15 protein-coding genes and 2 riboswitches are annotated in these 17,292 nt (G+C 74.1%); of the genes, 6 read left to right on the plus strand and 9 right to left on the minus strand.

Annotated features, from left to right (window positions below; translation table 11 throughout):
• The first annotated feature begins 19 nt into the window (after positions 1–19).
• On the plus strand, positions 20–487 hold the full coding sequence (locus BJ975_RS06710) for a PPOX class F420-dependent oxidoreductase (RefSeq protein WP_179424396.1): 468 nt from the start codon (positions 20–22) through the stop codon (positions 485–487).
• Positions 488–575: 88 nt separating this feature from the next.
• Here BJ975_RS06710 and BJ975_RS06715 read toward each other — a convergent pair whose 3' ends face one another.
• A complete protein-coding gene (locus BJ975_RS06715; RefSeq protein WP_179424397.1) occupies positions 576–1,166 on the minus strand; it encodes an MOSC domain-containing protein in 591 nt (196 codons plus the stop codon).
• Between the two features lie 82 nt (positions 1,167–1,248).
• On the opposite strand from BJ975_RS06715, the gene BJ975_RS06720 reads away from it, so the two are divergent.
• Positions 1,249–1,836 carry a dihydrofolate reductase family protein gene (locus BJ975_RS06720; RefSeq protein ID WP_179424398.1) on the plus strand — a complete coding sequence of 196 codons (588 nt, stop codon included), beginning with the start codon at positions 1,249–1,251 and terminating at the stop codon, positions 1,834–1,836.
• A gap of 1 nt (position 1,837) precedes the next feature.
• Here BJ975_RS06720 and cobF read toward each other — a convergent pair whose 3' ends face one another.
• The 6 genes from cobF to BJ975_RS16715 are packed head-to-tail and all read right to left on the minus strand — an operon-like array spanning position 1,838 to position 9,647.
• Positions 1,838–2,596 carry a precorrin-6A synthase (deacetylating) gene (cobF, locus tag BJ975_RS06725; RefSeq protein ID WP_179424399.1) on the minus strand — a complete coding sequence of 253 codons (759 nt, stop codon included), beginning with the start codon at positions 2,594–2,596 and terminating at the stop codon, positions 1,838–1,840.
• Entirely contained in the window at positions 2,593–6,198 is a 3,606-nt protein-coding gene (cobN, locus tag BJ975_RS06730; protein ID WP_179424400.1) for a cobaltochelatase subunit CobN, read from the minus strand. The genes cobF and cobN overlap by 4 nt, the downstream gene beginning before the upstream one ends.
• Positions 6,195–6,848: a (2Fe-2S) ferredoxin domain-containing protein gene (locus BJ975_RS06735; RefSeq protein WP_179424401.1), complete on the minus strand. Its 654-nt coding sequence runs from the start codon at positions 6,846–6,848 to the stop codon at positions 6,195–6,197. Before BJ975_RS06735 ends, cobN begins: the two co-directional genes overlap by 4 nt.
• A complete protein-coding gene (locus tag BJ975_RS06740; RefSeq protein WP_179424402.1) occupies positions 6,845–7,606 on the minus strand; it encodes an ABC transporter ATP-binding protein in 762 nt (253 codons plus the stop codon). The genes BJ975_RS06735 and BJ975_RS06740 overlap by 4 nt, the downstream gene beginning before the upstream one ends.
• Positions 7,603–8,622 (minus strand): FecCD family ABC transporter permease, encoded by a 1,020-nt coding sequence (locus BJ975_RS06745; RefSeq protein WP_179424403.1) that lies wholly within the window; start codon positions 8,620–8,622, stop codon positions 7,603–7,605. The genes BJ975_RS06740 and BJ975_RS06745 overlap by 4 nt, the downstream gene beginning before the upstream one ends.
• A complete protein-coding gene (locus BJ975_RS16715; protein ID WP_317628294.1) occupies positions 8,619–9,647 on the minus strand; it encodes an ABC transporter substrate-binding protein in 1,029 nt (342 codons plus the stop codon). The genes BJ975_RS06745 and BJ975_RS16715 overlap by 4 nt, the downstream gene beginning before the upstream one ends.
• A gap of 56 nt (positions 9,648–9,703) precedes the next feature.
• Positions 9,704–9,885, minus strand: a riboswitch (cobalamin riboswitch).
• A gap of 49 nt (positions 9,886–9,934) precedes the next feature.
• Here BJ975_RS16715 and BJ975_RS06755 point away from each other — a divergent pair.
• From BJ975_RS06755 to BJ975_RS06765, 3 genes are read left to right on the plus strand one after another with little or no spacing between them, the layout of a single operon-like run.
• A complete protein-coding gene (locus BJ975_RS06755; RefSeq protein WP_179424404.1) occupies positions 9,935–10,813 on the plus strand; it encodes a sulfite reductase subunit beta in 879 nt (292 codons plus the stop codon).
• A complete protein-coding gene (locus BJ975_RS06760; protein ID WP_179424405.1) occupies positions 10,810–11,475 on the plus strand; it encodes a precorrin-8X methylmutase in 666 nt (221 codons plus the stop codon). Before BJ975_RS06755 ends, BJ975_RS06760 begins: the two co-directional genes overlap by 4 nt.
• A complete protein-coding gene (locus tag BJ975_RS06765) occupies positions 11,472–12,974 on the plus strand; it encodes a precorrin-2 C(20)-methyltransferase (protein WP_179424406.1) in 1,503 nt (500 codons plus the stop codon). The genes BJ975_RS06760 and BJ975_RS06765 overlap by 4 nt, the downstream gene beginning before the upstream one ends.
• An 89-nt stretch (positions 12,975–13,063) precedes the next feature.
• Here the strand turns inward: BJ975_RS06765 and cobM are convergent, their stop codons facing one another.
• Positions 13,064–13,819, minus strand: coding sequence for a precorrin-4 C(11)-methyltransferase (cobM, locus tag BJ975_RS06770; protein WP_179424407.1), 756 nt, complete (start codon positions 13,817–13,819; stop codon positions 13,064–13,066).
• On the minus strand, positions 13,816–15,021 hold the full coding sequence (gene cbiE, locus BJ975_RS06775; RefSeq protein ID WP_179424408.1) for a precorrin-6y C5,15-methyltransferase (decarboxylating) subunit CbiE: 1,206 nt from the start codon (positions 15,019–15,021) through the stop codon (positions 13,816–13,818). Before cbiE ends, cobM begins: the two co-directional genes overlap by 4 nt.
• Before the next feature lie 71 nt (positions 15,022–15,092).
• Positions 15,093–15,238, plus strand: a riboswitch (cobalamin riboswitch).
• Between the two features lie 47 nt (positions 15,239–15,285).
• Here cbiE and BJ975_RS06780 point away from each other — a divergent pair.
• On the plus strand, positions 15,286–17,292 hold the full coding sequence (locus BJ975_RS06780) for a VWA domain-containing protein (protein ID WP_179424409.1): 2,007 nt from the start codon (positions 15,286–15,288) through the stop codon (positions 17,290–17,292).

The following is a 17,292-nucleotide window of genomic DNA, read 5'->3' on the forward strand; positions in this document are numbered from 1 at the left end:
CGCGGCGTAGCGTGAGTCCATGCCCCGCTCCATCGCCACCAACACCCGTGTCGGCCTCGACGAGCTGCTCGACTTCGTCCGGCCGCGTCACCGGTTCATCCTGCTCACGCGACGCTCCGACGGCAGCCCGCAGGCCTCGCCGGTCACCGGCGGGGTCGACGACTCCGGACGGCTCGTGATCTCCACCTATCCCGAGCGGGCGAAGACGCACAACGCGCGCCGCGACCCCGAGGTCAGCGTGGTCGTGCTGTCGAACGAGTGGAACGACGCGTGGGTGCAGGTCAACGGCACGGCCGAGGTGCTCGACGTGCCCGACGCGCTGGACGCGTTCGTCGAGTACTTCCGGAACATCTCCGGCGAGCACTCCGACTGGGACGAGTACCGGCAGGCGATGCTCGACCAGGGCAAGAGCCTGATCCGGATCACGCCCACGTCCTGGGGCCCGATCTCGACCGGCGGCTTCCCCGCGCGCCTCGCCGACGACTAACCAGCGCCCCCCCCAGATTTGCTCCGATTTCCACCTTTCGGCACGTCTGAAACGTAGAAAGTGGAGCAAATCTCGGGACGGGCGGAGGTCAGACCGGCTGCAGGGGCGTGTGCGGCTCGGCCGGCAGCGTGATGGTGACCGCGGCGCCGGGGCGCACCTCTCCCCCGCGCTCGACGACGGCCATCACGCCGGCCTTGCGGACCACGGGTGCCGAGGCGCCCGCGGAGCCGGTGGGCGGGGCGGGTCGCGAGGCGGGCGTGCCGTCCGCCTTGGCCAGCACCACCTTGATGAGTCCGGGCTGGAAGCGGTTGATCTGCACGCAGGGGTTGCGCAGGCCGGTGATCCGCACGACCGGGCCGCCGAGGTCGAGCAGCGTCCCGGTGGGCAGGCCGAGCAGGTCGACGCCCTCGGTCAGCACGTTCTCGCCGAGGTCGCCGGCGGTCAGCTCGTGCCCCATCGCGCGGGCCTCGTCGAACAGCTCGGCGTGGATCAGGTGCACCTGGCGCAGGTTGGGCTGCCGGGGGTCCTTCCGCACGCGGGACCGGTGCTTCACGAAGGCGCCGGCGTGGGCGTCGCCCTCGACCCCGTGGCCCTCGACGAGCGTGATGGACTCGACCGGCACCTTGCTGAAGCGGTGCCGGTCGTCCCGGCTGACGGCGACGACGCGGGGATCGGACATGGGCCCATGCTGTCACGTGGTGCTGGCCGGATCGACGCCTGCGGTGGACACTCGGAGACAGGGACCGAGGCGGGGAGGCAGCATGACCGCGACCTACACCTTCGACGTGTTCGCCAGCGTGGACGGCTACGGCTCGTACCGGCCGCCGGGCGACTGGGGCGGGTACTGGGGCCGGCAGGGTCCCGAACTGCTGCGGCGCCGCGAGGAGCTCTACGCGTCGGACGTCCGGATGGTGCTCGGCGCCACGACCTTCCGTGAGTTCGTCGAGATGCTGTCGGACGACCGGTACCCCGAGCTCGACGACACGTGGGTCGGACGGATGCGCCGGATGCCCACCACGGTCGTCTCGTCGACGCTGGACGGCGACCTCGACTGGCCCGACGTCACCGTGGCTCGCGGCGACGCTGCCGAGGTCGTGGCGCGGCTGAAGGAGGAGTCCGACGTGCCGCTGCGCTCCCACGGCAGTCTCGGCCTGAACCGCGACCTCATGGCGGCGGGGCTCGTCGACGCGGTGCAGCTGACGGTGTTCCCGGTGCTGACCGGGCGCACGGGCGAGCGGCCCGTGCTGGCCGACGCCGAGGACTTCGACCTCGAGCTGCTGGAGCACCGCGTGCTCGACGACCGCACCGTCGAGCTGACGTACCGGCCCTCGCTGCGGACGTGGGACTGAGTCAGGCCCGGCGCAGCAGGTACGTGTCCATGACCCAGCCGCGGGCGGCCCGGGCCTCCGCACGCCTGGCCGCGATCTCCTCGACGACGCGGTCGAGCCGGCCGGCGACCACGACCTCGTCCGCCGATCCCAGGTTGGCGCCCCACCAGACGTTCCAGGCCGCGCGCTCCGGCAGGCGTCGGCACGTCAGCGACCCGTCGAGCATCACCACGAGGTTGTCCCCGGCGGTCGCGTCCTCCAGCAGGCGCCGGCCGGTGGTGATGGTGATCGGGCCGCCGACGGCGTTGAGCACGAGCCGGTGCCGCGCGGCGAGCAGCTGCACGCTGCTGAGTCCGGGCACGACCTCGACCTCGACGTCGACGACCCCGCGCTCCTCGATGCGGTCGGCGAGCCGGATCGCCGAGTCGTAGAGCGACGGGTCGCCCCAGACCAGGATCGCCGCGTCCCCCGGGTGCTCCAGCAGCGTTGCCTCGAACGCGATCGCGCGCGCCTCGTGCCAGTCGCGCACGGCACCGGCGTAGTCGGTCGGGTCGTCGCGGTCGCGCTCCGGGTCGGGCACCGCCACGAGGTGCCACGGTCCGCGCACGTGGCGGCGGCAGATCTCCTCGCGCATGGCGATGAGGTCGGCCGTCCCGGGGTGCTGCGCGGTCTTGTCGGCGACGAGCAGGTGGTCGACCTCGTTGAGCACCCGGGCCGCCTGCGCCGTCAGCAGGTCGGGGTCGCCCGGCCCGAGTCCGACGAGCGCGAGCCGCCGCGTCACGCGTCGTCCTCCAGGTCGCCCTCGACCTCCAGGTAGACGCGCGCCATCTCGGCCATGACCTCGGGATCGGGCTCCTCCCAGAGCCCGCGGTCGGCGGCCTCGTTGAGCCGCTCGACGATGCCGCGCAGGGCCCACGGGTTGGAGCGCCGCATGAACTCCTGGTTCGTCTCGTCGAGCACGTACTCCTTCGCCAGGGACTCGTACATCCAGTCGTGCACGACCCCCGCCGTGGCGTCGAAGCCGAACAGGTAGTCCACCGTCGCCGCCAGCTCGAACGCACCCTTGTACCCGTGGCGCTGCATCGCGGAGATCCATCGCGGGTTGACGACGCGCGAGCGGAAGACGCGGTTCGTCTCCTCCTGCAGCGTGCGGGTGCGCACCGCGTCGGGGGTGGTGGAGTCGCCGACGTACGCCTTCGGCTCGGTGCCGGTCAGCGCGCGGACCGTGGCGATCATGCCGCCGTGGTACTGGAAGTAGTCGTCGGAGTCGGCGATGTCGTGCTCGCGCGAGTCGATGTTCTTCGCGGCCACCGCGATGCGGCGGTAGCTCGTGCGCATGTCGTCGCTGGCGGCGACGCCGTCGAGGTCGCGACCGTAGGCGAAGCCGCCCCACGCCGTGTAGACCTCGGCGAGGTCGGCGTCGTCGCGCCACGTGCCCGACTCGACGACCTGCAGGATGCCGGCGCCGTACGAGCCGGGCTTCGAGCCGAAGATGCGGGTCGTGGCGCGGCGGTGGTCGCCGTGCTCCGCGAGGTCCTGCGCCGTGTGGGCCCGCACGTAGTTGGACTCCTCGGGCTCGTCGAGGTCGGCCACGAGCCGCACCGCGTCGTCGAGGATCTCGATGACGTGCGGGAAGGCGTCGCGGAAGAACCCGGAGATGCGCACCGTGACGTCGATCCGCGGGCGCCCCAGCTCGGCGAGGTCGATGACCTCCAGGCCGTTGACGCGGCGCGACGCGGGATCCCACGTGGGCCGGACGCCCAGCAGTGCCAGGACCTCGGCGATGTCGTCGCCGGACGTGCGCATCGCGGAGGTGCCCCAGACGGACAGCCCGACCGAGCGCGGGTACTCCCCCGTGTCCTCGAGGTGCCGGGCGACGAGCGACTCGGCCATCGCCTGACCCGTGTCCCAGGCCAGCCGCGAGGGCACGGCGCGGGGATCGACCGTGTAGAAGTTCCGGCCGGTCGGCAGCACGTTCACGAGGCCGCGCAGCGGCGAGCCCGACGGTCCGGCCTGGATAAACCGGCCGTCCAGCGCGCGCAGGATGTTGGTCAGCTCGTCGGTGGTGGCCGCGAGCCGCGGGACGACCTGCTCGGCCGCGAAGCGCAGCACGGCCTGCACGATCGGGTCGTCGTGCACCGTGTCGATCGCGGCCGGGTCCCAGCCCGACTTCTCCATGGTCTCGACGAGACCGCGGGCCTGGGCCTCGACGGCGTCGACCTCGGGCAGGGGGGCGTCCTCCGCCAGGCCCAGCGCCGCGCGCAGTCCCGGCAGCGCCTTCTCCTGGCCACCCCACACCTGCGTGGCGCGCAGCACGGCGAGCACGAGGTTCACCCGCGCCTCGCCCTCGGGCGCCTGTCCCAGCACGTGCAGGCCGTCGCGGATCTGGACGTCCTTGATCTCGCACAGCCAGCCGTCGACGTGCAGCAGGAAGTCGTCGAACTCCTCGTCGCCGGGTCGCTCGTCGAGGCCGAGGTCGCGGTGCATCTGCGCGGACTGCATGAGTGTCCAGATCTGCTGGCGGATGGCCGGCAGCTTCGGCGGGTCCATCGCGGCCACGTTCGCGTACTCGTCGAGCAGCTGCTCCAGCTTCGCGATGTCGCCGTAGCCCTCGGCGCGCGCCATCGGCGGGACGAGGTGGTCGACGATCGTCGCGTGCGCGCGCCGCTTGGCCTGCGCGCCCTCGCCCGGGTCGTTGACCAGGAACGGGTAGATCAGCGGCATGCTGCCGATCGCGGCGTCCGTCGCGCAGGCGGCCGACAGCGCGGCGTTCTTGCCCGGCAGCCACTCCATCGACCCGTGCTTGCCGAGGTGCACCACGGCGTCGGCCCCGAAGCCGTGCTCCAGCCAGCGGTACGCCGCGAGGTAGTGGTGCGAGGGCGGCATGTCGGGATCGTGGTAGATCGCGACCGGGTTCTCGCCGAAGCCGCGCGGCGGCTGGATGAGGATGACGACGTTGCCCGCGTGCAGGGTGGCCAGCACGATGTCGCCGTCGTCGTCGACGAACAGCGATCCCGGCGCCTCGCCCCAGGTCTCGACCATCTCGTCGCGCAGCGCGGCCGGGAGGTCGGCGGTCCAGCGCAGGTAGTCCTCGCGGCTGATGCGCACGTGCGAGCTGCTGAGCTGGGCCTGCGTCAGCCACTCCTCGTCCTGGCCGCCGGCCTCGATGAGCGCGTGGATGAGCGCGTTGCCCGACGTGGTGTCCGGCTCCTCGCCCTCCACGGGCGGCAGTGGGTCGACGCCGGGGATCTCGCCCGGCGCGCCGAGGTCGTAGCCGGCGTCGCGGAGCTGCCGCAGCAGGCGGATCGCCGACACGGGGGTGTCGAGGCCGACCGCGTTGCCGATCCGGCTGTGCTTCGTCGGGTACGCCGACAGCACGAGGGCGACCCTGCGCTCGGCCGGCGGCACGAACCGGAGCCGGGCGTGGTTGACCGCGATGCCGGCCACCCGTGCGCAGCGCTCCGGATCGGTCTCGTAGCGCGGCAGGCCGTCGTCGTCGACCTCCTTGAACGAGAACGGCACCGTGATGAGGCGCCCGTCGAACTCGGGGATGGCGATCTGCGTGGCCGAGTCGATCGGCGTGACGCCGTCGTCGGAGGCCTCCCACTCCTCGCGCGTCGAGGTCAGCGCAAGTGCCTGCAGGACGGGCACGTCGAGGGCGCGCAGCCGCTCGACGTCCCACGCCTCGTCGTCCCCGCCGGCGCTCGCGGTCGCGGGCTTGGACCCGCCGGCGGCCAGCACCGTGACGACGATGGCGTCGAGGGTCGCGAGCTCGTCGAACAGGTCGTCGGCGGCGGCGCGCAGGGACGAGACGAAGATCGGGACGCCGGTGCCACGGCCCGTCGCGTCGATCGCGTCCGCGAGCTCGTGCGCGAACCTCTGGTTCCCGCTCACCTCGTGCGCCCGGTAGTAGAGGATGCCGACGCGCGGCAGGCCCTCGGTGGCGGGCGTGGCGCGCTCGCTCACGCCCCATTCGGGCAGCACGGCGGGCGGCTCGAAGCCCTCGCCCGTGAGCAGGACGGTGTCGGACAGGAAGGCGTGCAGCTGGCGCAGGTTCTCGGCGCCGCCCTCGGCGAGGTAGCGGTGGGCCTCGGCGCACACGCCGATCGGCGCGGTCGACAGCTCCATGAGGGCCGCGTTCGGGAGCCGCTCGCCACCGAGCACGACGAGCGGACGGCCCCGCTCGCGCACGAGGGCGGCGACGTCGCGGACGTCCTCCGGTGAGCCCAGGACGCGCAGGACGACCAGGTCGGCCTCGTCCACCAGCGCGTCGCGGCGGTCGTCGGTCACCCGGGCGGGGTTCGCCCACGAGTAGGCGGCGCCGCTGGCGCGGGCCGACAGGAGGTCGGTGTCGGACGTGGACATGAGGGCGATGCGGGTCATGCTGCTCCTTCGGGTGGCGCGGTGGTGCCGGGGATGCGGAGGTCGTCGAGGGGTCGGCCGGCGGCGAAGTGCTCGCGCACGAGCCGGACGGCGTCGTCGGGTCCGACGGGGCCGTACCAGGCGCCCTCGGGGTGGACGACGGCCACGGGTCCGTGGTTGCACGGGAACAGGCAGCCGGTCTGGGCCATGAGGACGTCGGAGTCCGTGAGGCCTTCCTGCACGAGGGCCATGACGAGGGCGCGGTAGGTGTCGTCGGACCCGTGGGCGCTGCAGCGCGGTCCGCGGCACAGCAGCAGGTGGTGCCGGTGGGCCGGAGGGGCATTCCAGGCCGAGGACGTCAGGGCGGCCTCGCGGCCCGTGATCGTCCGGTCACCGAAGTGCAGGATCGGCGGGTCGACCTGCGCGCGGAGCCAGTGCCCCGCCACGCGTCCCACCCACGAGCGAGCGAACGCGAGGTCGTCCGTGGAGACGGGCTCGAGACGCAGCTCGCGCACGCCCTCGCCGTGCAGCTCGTCGAGCACGCGGACCAAGGTCGGCTCGGCGCCCTGCAGGAACGCGATCCGGGCGCCCGCCTCCGTGGCGGCGCGGCGCAGCACGCCTTGGCGCGCGGCGTCCGACAGGGCGGTGGCGACGTGGACGAGGACGGTCATGGCTGCCACACCACCGTCAGGGCCCCGGTGACGGGGTGCGGCTCCACGAACGCGGTGACGCCGTAGACGTCGGCGACGAGGTCCTCGGTGATGACCGCGGTGGGTGTGCCGGAGGCCACGACGCGGCCCTCGGCCAGGACCACCACCTCGTCGCAGTAGGCCGCCGCGAGGTTGAGGTCGTGCAGGGCGGCCACGGCGGTGACCTCGGCGTCGCGGACGAGCCGCAGCACCTCGAGCTGGTGACGGATGTCGAGGTGGTTGGTGGGCTCGTCGAGCAGCAGCACCTCGGGGTCCTGGGCCAGCGCCCGCGCGATCTGCACCCGCTGGCGCTCGCCGCCGGAGAGGGTCGCGTAGGGCTGCTCCAGTCGCTCGAGCACGCCGGTCGCCGCGGCCGCACGGCGCACGGCGTCGACGTCGTGCTCCCCCGCGGGCTGCCACGAGCGCCGGTGCGGGATGCGGCCGAGCTCGATGACGTCGCGGACGAGCGGGTCGGTGTCCGTCGCGGACTCCTGCTCGACCACGCCGACGCGCTGGGCGACGTGACGCCGCCGCAGGGTCACGAGGTCGTCGTCACCCAGCCGGACCACCCCGGACGAGGGGGCCCGCAGCCCGGCGAGCAGCCGCAGCAGGCTCGACTTGCCCGACCCGTTGGGCCCGAGCAGCCCGACCATCGAGCCGGGCGTCGCGTCGATGCTGACGCCGTCGACGATCAGGCGGTCGCGGACCGCCCAGGACACGGAGGAGGCGCTGAGGCTCATGCGCGGGACCTCCGACGCAGCAGGACCAGGGCGAACGCCGGCACGCCGAGCAGCGCCGTGGCCACGCCGACGGGGAGCTCCTGCGGATCGATGATGGTGCGGGCGGCCGTGTCGACCCACACGAGGAACACGGCGCCGCTGATCGCTGCGAGCGGCAGCATCCGGCGATGGTTCACGCCCACCATCGCGCGGGCCACGTGCGGCAGGACGAGCCCGACGAACCCGATGGCACCGGACGTGCTGACGATGACCGCCGTGGTCAGTGCGGTGATCACGAGCAGGATGATCCGGGCGCGGCCCACGTCGACGCCGAGGGCGGCGGCGCTGTCCTGGCCGAACGCGAACGCGTCCAGGGTCGACGCCAGCAGCAGGCACGAGACCACGGCGAGCGCCACCGTCGAGCCCACGACCGCGACGTCGGTCCACGAGGCGCTGCCGAGCGAGCCGAGCAGCCAGAACAGCACGCCGCGGGTCTGCTCGGCGTCGGCGGCGGTGAAGACGATGAACGAGGTCAGCGCCGAGAACAGCTGCGTCGCCGCGACGCCGGCCAGCACGACACGGTCGGTGGTCCCGCCCGCCGCCGCGGCGAGCACGAGCACCAGCAGGAACGCGCCCATCGCGCCCACGAAGGCGCCTCCCGCCAGGCCGATCGTCCCGGCGCCCACGCCGAGCACGACGATCGAGACGGCCCCGGTCGACGCGCCCGACGAGACGCCGAGCACGAACGGGTCGGCCAGCGGATTGCGCAGCAGCGACTGCAGGATGACGCCGCAGACGGCCAAGCCGGCCCCGCACGCCGCGGCGAGCAGCGTGCGGGGCAGGCGCAGGTTCCAGACGATGCCCTCCTGGATGCGGGTCAGCCCGGACTCGCCGCCGACCGCCCGCGACCAGGCCAGGGACAGCACGGATCGCGGACCGACGTCCGAGGGGCCGATGGTCACCGCGACGCACACCGACGCGACCAGCAGCGCCACCCCGGCCGAGCCCAGGATCCAGGCGCGCCGGGTGACCGTCACTGCGACAGGCCGAACTCGGCCAGCGCGTCGGCGACCTGCTCGAGGCCCTCGACGGTGCGGATCGAGGGGTTCAGCGCGGCGCCCGAGAGCGCGACGTAGCGCCGGTTCTTCACGGCCGTCATCTCGCGCGTGACCGGGTTGGACTCGAGGAACTCGATCTTCGCCTGCGCCGACTCGGCCGTCTGGCTCTTGCGGGTGAGGTCGCCGATCACGAGGACGTCGGGGTCCCGCTCGGCGACCGTCTCCCAGCCCACCTGCGGCCACTCGGCCTTCGTGTCGTCGAAGACGTTCTTCAGGCCGAGCGCCCGGGTGATGATGCCGGGACCGCCGCAGCAGCCGGCGAGGTAGGGCGACTCGGCGTTCGCGAACCAGTACAGGACGCTGACGTCGTCCTCCGGGGCCTTCGCGGAGGCGGCCGCGACGCGGTCCTGCAGCGACGAGACCAGCTCGTCGCCACGGTCCTCCACGTCGAGCAGCTCGGCCAGCTCGGTGATCTCGCGGTAGATCGCGTCGATCTCGAGGACACCGGTCCGGGCGCCGTCGTCGTCGCCCTCGTTGTCCTTGCCCTCGCACTCGGCGGGCGACAGGTACGTGGGCACGCCGAGGTCGGCGAACGCGCCGGCCGTGCCGACGCCGCCCTTGCCCAGCGTGCTGGCGAACGAGGCGGTCACGAGGTCGGGCTCGGTCTGCAGGACCCGCTCCATCGAGGGGGCGCTGTCGGCGAGCCGCTCGACCTTCGCGCTCTCGGCCTCGAGGCCCTTCATGACGGGGTCGGTCCAGGTGCCGGTGCCGGCCATCCGGTCGGCCACTCCGAGGGACAGCAGGATCTCGGTGGAGCCCTGGTTCAGTGAGACGATGCGCTGCGGCGCGGACTCGACGGTGGTGGTGCGGCCGCAGTTCTCGAGCGTGCGGGGGTAGCCGTCGGAGGAGGCGCGGTCGGGATCGGTGTCCTCGGACGCACAGGCGCCGAGGGTCAGCAGGCCTGCGGAGAGCAGGACGAGGGTACGGCGGACAGAGGTACGCACGGGCGTGATCCTTCGAGGTCTGGGGCTCGTTCGCGAAGCCCGGTGGGACCAGACGGCGGTTGCCGTGAGGGCCAGCAGGTCTTCGGACTCGGGATCGACCGGACGGAGCGCCTTCCCAGACCTCTCGGTCCAGTGGCTGTGTGCCCCGCCCGTCACCCTCACCGCTGCGCGTCAGTCCCGGACTCTCACCGGGTTCCCTGGCTCATCGCTGAGTTTGACTGGCGAGCCGACCGTAGCAGTCCCGCGGCCGGACGTGCGGCGGCAGGGCCGGATGGCACCATGTCGGCGTGACCGAACGGACCCGCCGCGACCTGTGCCCCGGCCTGCTGCGCCCCTGGATCGCCGACGACGGCGCCCTGGTGCGCGTGCGAGTGCCGGGCGGCCGCCTCACGACCGGCGCATTGCGCGGACTGCACGAGGTCGCCGAGTCGCACGGGGACGGCGCCGTGCACCTGACCTCCCGAGCCAACCTGCAGGTCCGCGGCATCGCGCACGACGACGGCTGCCTGCCCGACGCCGTCGTCGATGCCGCGATGGCGACCGGCCTGATGCCGTCGGCCTCGCACGAGCGGGTCCGCAACATCATGGCCTCGCCCCTCACCGGGATCGTCGGAGGCCGCGCCGACCTGCGACCTGCCGTGCGCGAGCTGGACGAGCGTCTGTGCGCCGATCCCATGCTCGCCGCGCTCGCCGGTCGCTTCCTGTTCGTGCTCGACGACGGACGCGGCGACGTCGCGGGCCGCGACCTCGACCTGGGTCTCGTGGCGGTCTCGACGACCGAGGCGCAGCTCCGTGCCGGGCGCTCGGCGTGGGGTCGGACCGTGCCCGTCACGGAGGCCGCGGAGGCGCTCGCGGGCCTCGCCCGGAGGTTCGTCGCGGCCGCCGGCGCCCAGCCCGAGTCGCCGTGGCACGTCGACGAGCTGCCCGGCGCCGGAGCCGGCCTCCTCGGGCACGTCCACGAACGCCGTGACGAGACCCGGGTGTCGGCCGAGCCGCCGCCGCTTGGCAGGATCACGCAGGACGACGGCCGGCTCGCGCTGCACCTGGCGGCACCGGGCGGACGTCTCGACCGGCGGCTGATGGACGACGTCCTCGCGCTGGACGCCCCGCTCGTCGTGATCACGCCGTGGCGCACCCTGATCGTCCCCGACCTGGAGAACGCATGACCCTCGCCCCACCCGCCCGCCGGTACGCCTACGAGACCGACGGCGCCCAGATCTACGTCGACTCGTTCGCCACGATCCGCGCCGAGGCCGACCTGACGGGCGTGCCGGCGGGCGCCGAGAAGGTCGCCGTGCGGATGATCCACGCCTGCGGTCAGACCGACCTCGCCCGCGACCTCGTGATCCACCCCGCGCTGGTATCGGCCGCGCGCGCGGCGCTGGAGTCGGGCGCGCCGATCCTCACCGACGCGCACATGGTGGCCTCGGGCGTCACCCGCGCTCGGCTCCCCCGCGACAACGAGGTCCGGTGCCTGCTGCGCGACGAGCGGGTCCCGGAGCTGGCCAAGGCGTGGTCGACCACCCGGTCGGCCGCCGCGGTCTCGCTGTGGACCGAGCACCTCGAGGGCGCCGTCGTGGCGTTCGGGAACGCCCCGACGGCCCTGTTCCACCTGCTCGAGATGCTGCGCGACGGGGCCCCGCGTCCCGCCGCGATCATCGGGACGCCGGTCGGCTTCATCGGCGCCGCGGAGTCGAAGCAGGCCCTGATCGACCTCGCCTCGGACGTGCCCGGGCTCGACGTCCCGTACCTCGTCGTCACCGGGCGCCGCGGCGGCTCCGCGATGGCCGCCTCGGCCCTCAACGCGCTCGCCCAGGAGCGCGAGTGACCGGGCGGCTGTACGGCGTCGGCGTCGGCCCCGGCGACCCCGAGCTGATCACCCTCAAGGCCGCCAGGCTCATCGAGTCCGCGGACGTCATCGCCTACCACCAGGGCGTCGGCAAGCAGTCGAACGCGCGCCGCATCGCCGCCGGCCTGTTGCGCCCGGGCGTCGCGGAGGAGGCGCTGGTCTACCCGGTCACGACGCAGGTCAGCGACCATCCCGGCGGGTACGCCGGCGCGATGGCCGACTTCTACGCCGACTGCGAGCGTCGGGTCCGTGAGCACCTCGCCGCCGGCCGCGACGTCGTCGTCCTGGCCGAGGGCGACCCGATGCTCTACGGCTCGTTCATGTACCTGCACGACCGGCTCCACGGTGAGTTCGAGACGCACGTCGTCGCCGGCGTTCCGGCCTTCGCCGCGGCGACCGCGACCACCGCACTGCCGCTCGTGCGGCAGACCGACGTGCTGACCGTGCTGCCCGGGACGCTGCCCGAGCCCGAGCTGGCCCGGCGCCTCGCGGACACCGACGGCGCCGTGATCATGAAGCTCGGCCGGACCTTCGCGAAGGTGCGCTCGGCCCTCGAGCAGGCCGGCCGCGTCGAGGGCTCCTGGTACGTCGAGCGCGCGTCGATGGACGCCGAGCGGGTGCTGCCCGTGGCCGAGGTCGACCCCGAGACCGTGCCGTACTTCTCGATCGTGCTCGTTCCGGGCGACACCCGCCCCGGAGTCGCGCGGTACGAGAGCCCGGCACCCGAGGCCGTCGCGCCCGCCGTGGACGCCGAGGTCGTCGTCGTGGGCCTGGGCCCCGGGCCGGACGCCTGGCTCTCGCCCGAGGCCACGCAGGTGCTCGCCGAGGTCGGTCACGTCGTCGGCTACGGCCCCTACGTGGAGCGGGTCCCCCAGCGCTCCGGCCTGGTGCGTCACGCGTCGGGCAACACGGTGGAGGTCGACCGCGCTCGTGACGCCCTCGAGCTGGCGCTCGCCGGCGAGCGCGTGGCCGTCGTGTCGGGCGGTGACGCCGGCATCTTCGGCATGGCGTCGGCCGTCTTCGAGGCCGCGGAGGACCCGCGCTACGCCGACGTCGCCGTGCGCGTCGTCCCCGGCATCTCGGCCGTCCAGGCGGTCGCCGCGCGCGCCGGAGCACCGATCGGCGCGGACTTCGCCGTCATGAGCCTCTCCGACCGGCTCAAGCCGTGGGAGGTCGTCGAGCAGCGGCTCCGCGCCGTGGCCGCGGCCGACCTCGTGCTCGCGCTGTACAACCCCCGGTCGCGCTCGCGCACCGAGCAGGTCGCGCAGGCACAGGCAGTGCTGCTGGAGCACAAGTCGCCCGACACCGTGGTGGTCGTCGGACGCGACGTCGGCCGTGCCGAGGAGAGCCTCACGGTCACCACGCTCGGCAAGCTCGACCCCGAGACCGTCGACATGAAGTGCCTGCTGCTGATCGGCGCGTCGTCCACGCGGGTCACGCCGTCCGGACGCGTCTGGAGCCCGCGCTTCGTGCAGTGACGGGTGAGCGGTGAGCTGGCAACCCCACGAGGCCCGGATGCGGTTGCTGACTCACCGCCGCCCCGGCCGAGGTCGCCGCAGGGGTGGTCCTAGGGGCGCTGGCGACGCTCGCGGCTGGCCGCGTAGAGGTACGACTCGCCGCCTCGCACGTCGGGAGCCAAGGCGGGGCCGACGAGGATCACCGCGGCCTGGCGCAGCCCGGCGGCCTCGACCTGGTCGGCGATGTCGGCGAGCGTGCCGCGCAGCACGAGCTCGTCGGGCTGGGTGGCCTTCGACACCACCGCCACGGCGCAGTCGGCGCCGTAGTGCTCGGCCAGCTCGGCCGCGAGCTCGCGCGTGCGCGTGATCCCCAGGTGCAGGGCGAGCGTCGCGCCGGTCGCGGCGAACGCCGCGAGCTGCTCACCCGCCGGCATCTGCGTGGAGCGCGCCTGCGTGCGGGTGAGGACGACGGACTGCGCCAGCTCAGGGACGGTGAGCTCGGCGCCGACGATCGCCGCGGCGGCGGCGTAGGCGGGCACGCCGGGAGTGACGTCCCACGCCACCGAGGCGGCGTCGAGCCGGCGCGCCTGCTCGTGGACGGCCGAGTACAGCGAGGGGTCGCCGGAGCACAGACGCACGACCTCGAGTCCCTCACGGTGGGCGTCGACCAGCGCGGCGGTGATCTCCTCGAGGTCGAGGTGCTGCGTGTCGACCAGCCGCGCCCCGTCGCGGCAGTGGCCGAGGACCTCGGCGTCGAGGTAGGTGCCGGCGTACAGGACCACGTCGGCCCGCTCCAGCAGCCGCACCGCGCGCAGGGTGAGCAGGTCGGCCGCGCCGGGTCCGGCGCCGACGAAGTGGACGGTCATGAGTCTCCCTTGACGATGGACCACTGGCTGACGGCGCGGGCGGGCGTCCAGCCGGTGAAGGTGCCGAGCGGCTCGGCGCGCTCGACGTGGAGGCGGACGAGGTCGCCGCCATGTCGACGGTACCGATCGAGGAGGACGGCCTCGGTCTCGGCCGTGACGGCGTGGACGACGAGCCGGCCGCCGGGCAGCAGCGCCGTCCAGCACGCGTCCAGCACGCCGTCGACCGTGGCGCCACCCCCGACGAAGACCGCGTCGGGTCGCTCGAGGCCGGACAGCGCGGCGGGTGCGTCGCCCTCCACGACCTCGAGGCCCGGGACACCGTGGGCGTCCGCGTTCCGGCGCACGCGGGTCGCCCGGTCGGGACGGGACTCGATCGCGATCGCACGGGCGCTGGGCCACGCGCGCATCCACTCGACGCCGATCGAGCCGCTTCCGGCGCCGACGTCCCACAGCAGCTGACCGGGAGCCGGAGCGAGCCGCGCGAGGGCGCTGGCGCGCACGTCGCGCTTCGTGATCTGGCCGGCGTGGTCGAAGGCGTCGTCGGGCAGCACGCCGCCGACGGCCCAGCCGGGTCCGGCGCCACGGACCTCGACGGCCAGCACGTTCAGGCGCGGGGCGGTCGCGTGCCAGGCGTCCGCGGTGCCCTCGATCCGGGTCTCGTCCGCGCCGCCGAGGTCCCCCAGCACGACGAGCCGCGAGGCGCCCCAGCCGAGGTCGGTCAGCAGCGTCGCCACGGCCGCGGGGGTGGACTCGTCGCTCGACAGCACGAGCAGGCGGCCGTGCGCGGACAGGGCAGGAACGACGAGTCGCACGTCCCGTCCGACGACGCTGACGACGCCCACCGACTCCGCGGGCCAGCCCATCCGGGCGCGCGCCAGCGCCACCGACGACACCGCCGGCACGATCACGACGCGCTCGGTCCCGAGCAGGTCGATCAGCGTCGTGCCGATGCCCGAGACCAGCGGATCACCGGACGCGAGCGCCACCACGGGACCCTCGGCCGCCGCCACGAGATCGGGCAGTCCGTCCCGCAGCGGCGACGGCCACGGACGGCGGATCTGGCCCGGGATCGCGGGGACGCCGGCCAGGTGCCGGTCGCCGCCGAGCAGCGTCCGCGCGCCCTCCACGATCGCCCTCGACGAGGCCGGCAGACCGGCCCAGCCGTCGGCCCCGACGCCGACCACGGTCACGTGCACGCTCATGGTCGAGGACCCTAGCCCGGTCGTCCCGGCCACCGGGCCCCCCCGTCCGGTCCGCCACGGATGCGTCTAGGGTGATCGCGAAGGTTCGAGGTGCCCCACGGCCGTTTGGCCACGGGGAGAATCTGGGAAGCCGGTGAGAATCCGGCACAGGGCCCGCTGCGGTGACTCAGGCACAGATCTGGGAAGTCCGAAGACCGGCCTCGATCCGACCCGGGGCGCAATCCGCGTCCCGGACCGACATGGCAGATCGAGCGGGAGCCCTACATGCCAGCGCAGTATCCGTTTTGTGCCGTCGTCGGCTCCGACGACATGACCCTCGCCCTCACCCTGGTCGCGATCGACCCGCTCATCGGCGGCGTCCTGGTCCGCGGGGAGAAGGGCACCGCCAAGACCACCACGGTCCGCGGCCTCGCCGAGGTGCTGCCCCCGGTGCGCGCCTATGACGGTGATCGGTTCTCGATCGATCCCGCGGACCCCGACGCCGTCTCGCCCGACGGTCCGTTCGGCGCCGTGACGCCGGTCGTCGAGCGCCCGGTGCGGCTGGTCGAGCTGCCCGTGGGTGCGAGCGACGACCGGGTCACCGGATCGCTCAAGCTCGACTCCGCCCTGCGCGACGGCCGCGTCGAGCTCGAGCCCGGCCTGCTCGCGCGCGCCCACCGCGGCCTGCTCTACGTCGACGAGGTCAACCTGCTGCACGACCACCTCGTCGACCTGCTGCTGGACGCTGCCGCCACCGGCCGCGTCAGCATCGAGCGCGACGGCGTCTCCGCCGAGCACGCCTCGCGGTTCGTGCTGATCGGCACCATGAACCCCGAGGAGGGTGAGCTGCGCCCGCAGCTGCTCGACCGGTTCGGCCTCACGGTCGAGGTGGCCGCGCCGCGCGATCCCGCCCTACGGGTCGAGGTGGTGCGCCGCCGGCTGGCGTTCGACACCGACCCCGAGGGCTTCGCGGGGCGCTGGGCCGCCGAGCAGGAGCTGCTCCGCACTCGCCTCGCCGACGCCCAGGGGCGGGTCCGCGACGTCGTCCTCGACGACGAGACCCTCACCACGATCGCCGAGATCTGCGCCGCGTTCGACGTGGACGGACTGCGCGCCGACCTCGTGACCGCCCGCACGGCCGCAGCCCACGCGGCATGGCAGGGCCGCACGCAGGTGACCCGCGAGGACGTCCGGGTCGCCGCGCGCCTCGCTCTCCCCCACCGCCGCCGGCGCAACCCGTTCGACGAGCCGGGCCTGGACGAGGACCGCCTCGACGACCTGCTCGGCTCCGACGAGCCCGACCCCGGTCCGGACGGGCCGGACGACGACGGCCCCGGTGGCGACGGCGGCTCCGACGACTCCCCGCCCGACGGCACCCCACCCGAGACTCCCCCGCAGGAGAGCTCCGAGTCGCCCGACGACGAGCGCCGTCCCGCGCCGGCCGGTGCCGGCTCGGTGGCGTCCGCCGGCGAGCCCAGCCGCGCCCGGCTGCTCGTGGTCCGCGGCACGGGCGAGGGCCAGTCCGGGCGCCGCTCGCGCGCTCGCACCGCGCAGGGGCGTGTCGCCGGCGTCCGGCACGACGGCGAGCCCACCGGCCGGCTCCACCTGCCCGCGACGATCGCCGCCGCGGCTCCGCACCAGCTCGCCCGCCGGGGACTCGTCGACGGCCGGGGACTTGCACTCGACATCTCCGACGTGCGCCGCGCCGAGACCGTCGGCCAGGAGTCGAACCTCGTGCTGCTGTGCGTGGACGCCTCCGGGTCGATGGCCGCGCGCCGCCGGATGGAGCAGGTCAAGACCGCGGTGCTGTCACTGCTGCTGGACGCGTACCGCCGCCGCGACAAGGTCGCCCTCGTGACGTTCCGCCAGCACGACGCCGAGATCGTCCTGCCGCCCACCGGGTCGGTCGAGGTGGCGTCCCGCCGGCTCGCGGACCTGCCAGCCGGCGGCCGCACGCCACTGGCCGAAGGGCTGCACCGGTCCGCCGAGGTCGTCCGCCGCGAGGCGCTGCGCGACCCGTCCCGCCGTCCTCTGCTCGTGGTCGTCACGGACGGCCGCGCCACGTCCGGCCCGAATGCCCTCGCCCGGGCCCACCACGCCGCCCGCCACGTCGCCGCGGCCGGGATCCAGAGCGTGGTCGTGGACTGCGAGTCGGGGCGCTTCCGGCTCGGGCTCGGAGTCGAGCTCGCCACCCACCTGCAGGCCGAGCACGTGCCGCTGGGCGAGGTGACCGCCGACGGCCTCACCGGCGTCGTCCACGCGGCCACCGCGCCGCGCGAGGGGGTGGCCTGA

Origin of the sequence: Aeromicrobium tamlense (assembly GCF_013408555.1) — a bacterium.
Lineage (GTDB): Bacteria > Actinomycetota > Actinomycetes > Propionibacteriales > Nocardioidaceae > Aeromicrobium > Aeromicrobium tamlense.

Excerpts from the sequence above, each read along its gene's own strand:
- BJ975_RS06710 (WP_179424396.1), top strand. The coding sequence starts at position 20 with ATGCCCCGCTCCATCGCCACCAACACCCGTGTCGGCCTCGACGAGCTG.
- BJ975_RS06715 (WP_179424397.1), bottom strand. The coding sequence starts at position 1,166 with ATGTCCGATCCCCGCGTCGTCGCCGTCAGCCGGGACGACCGGCACCGC.
- BJ975_RS06720 (WP_179424398.1), top strand. The coding sequence starts at position 1,249 with ATGACCGCGACCTACACCTTCGACGTGTTCGCCAGCGTGGACGGCTAC.
- cobN (WP_179424400.1), bottom strand. The coding sequence starts at position 6,198 with ATGACCCGCATCGCCCTCATGTCCACGTCCGACACCGACCTCCTGTCG.
- BJ975_RS06735 (WP_179424401.1), bottom strand. The coding sequence starts at position 6,848 with ATGACCGTCCTCGTCCACGTCGCCACCGCCCTGTCGGACGCCGCGCGC.
- BJ975_RS06740 (WP_179424402.1), bottom strand. The coding sequence starts at position 7,606 with ATGAGCCTCAGCGCCTCCTCCGTGTCCTGGGCGGTCCGCGACCGCCTG.
- BJ975_RS06760 (WP_179424405.1), top strand. The coding sequence starts at position 10,810 with ATGACCCTCGCCCCACCCGCCCGCCGGTACGCCTACGAGACCGACGGC.
- cobM (WP_179424407.1), bottom strand. The coding sequence starts at position 13,819 with ATGACCGTCCACTTCGTCGGCGCCGGACCCGGCGCGGCCGACCTGCTC.
- cbiE (WP_179424408.1), bottom strand. The coding sequence starts at position 15,021 with ATGAGCGTGCACGTGACCGTGGTCGGCGTCGGGGCCGACGGCTGGGCC.
- BJ975_RS06780 (WP_179424409.1), top strand. The coding sequence starts at position 15,286 with ATGCCAGCGCAGTATCCGTTTTGTGCCGTCGTCGGCTCCGACGACATG.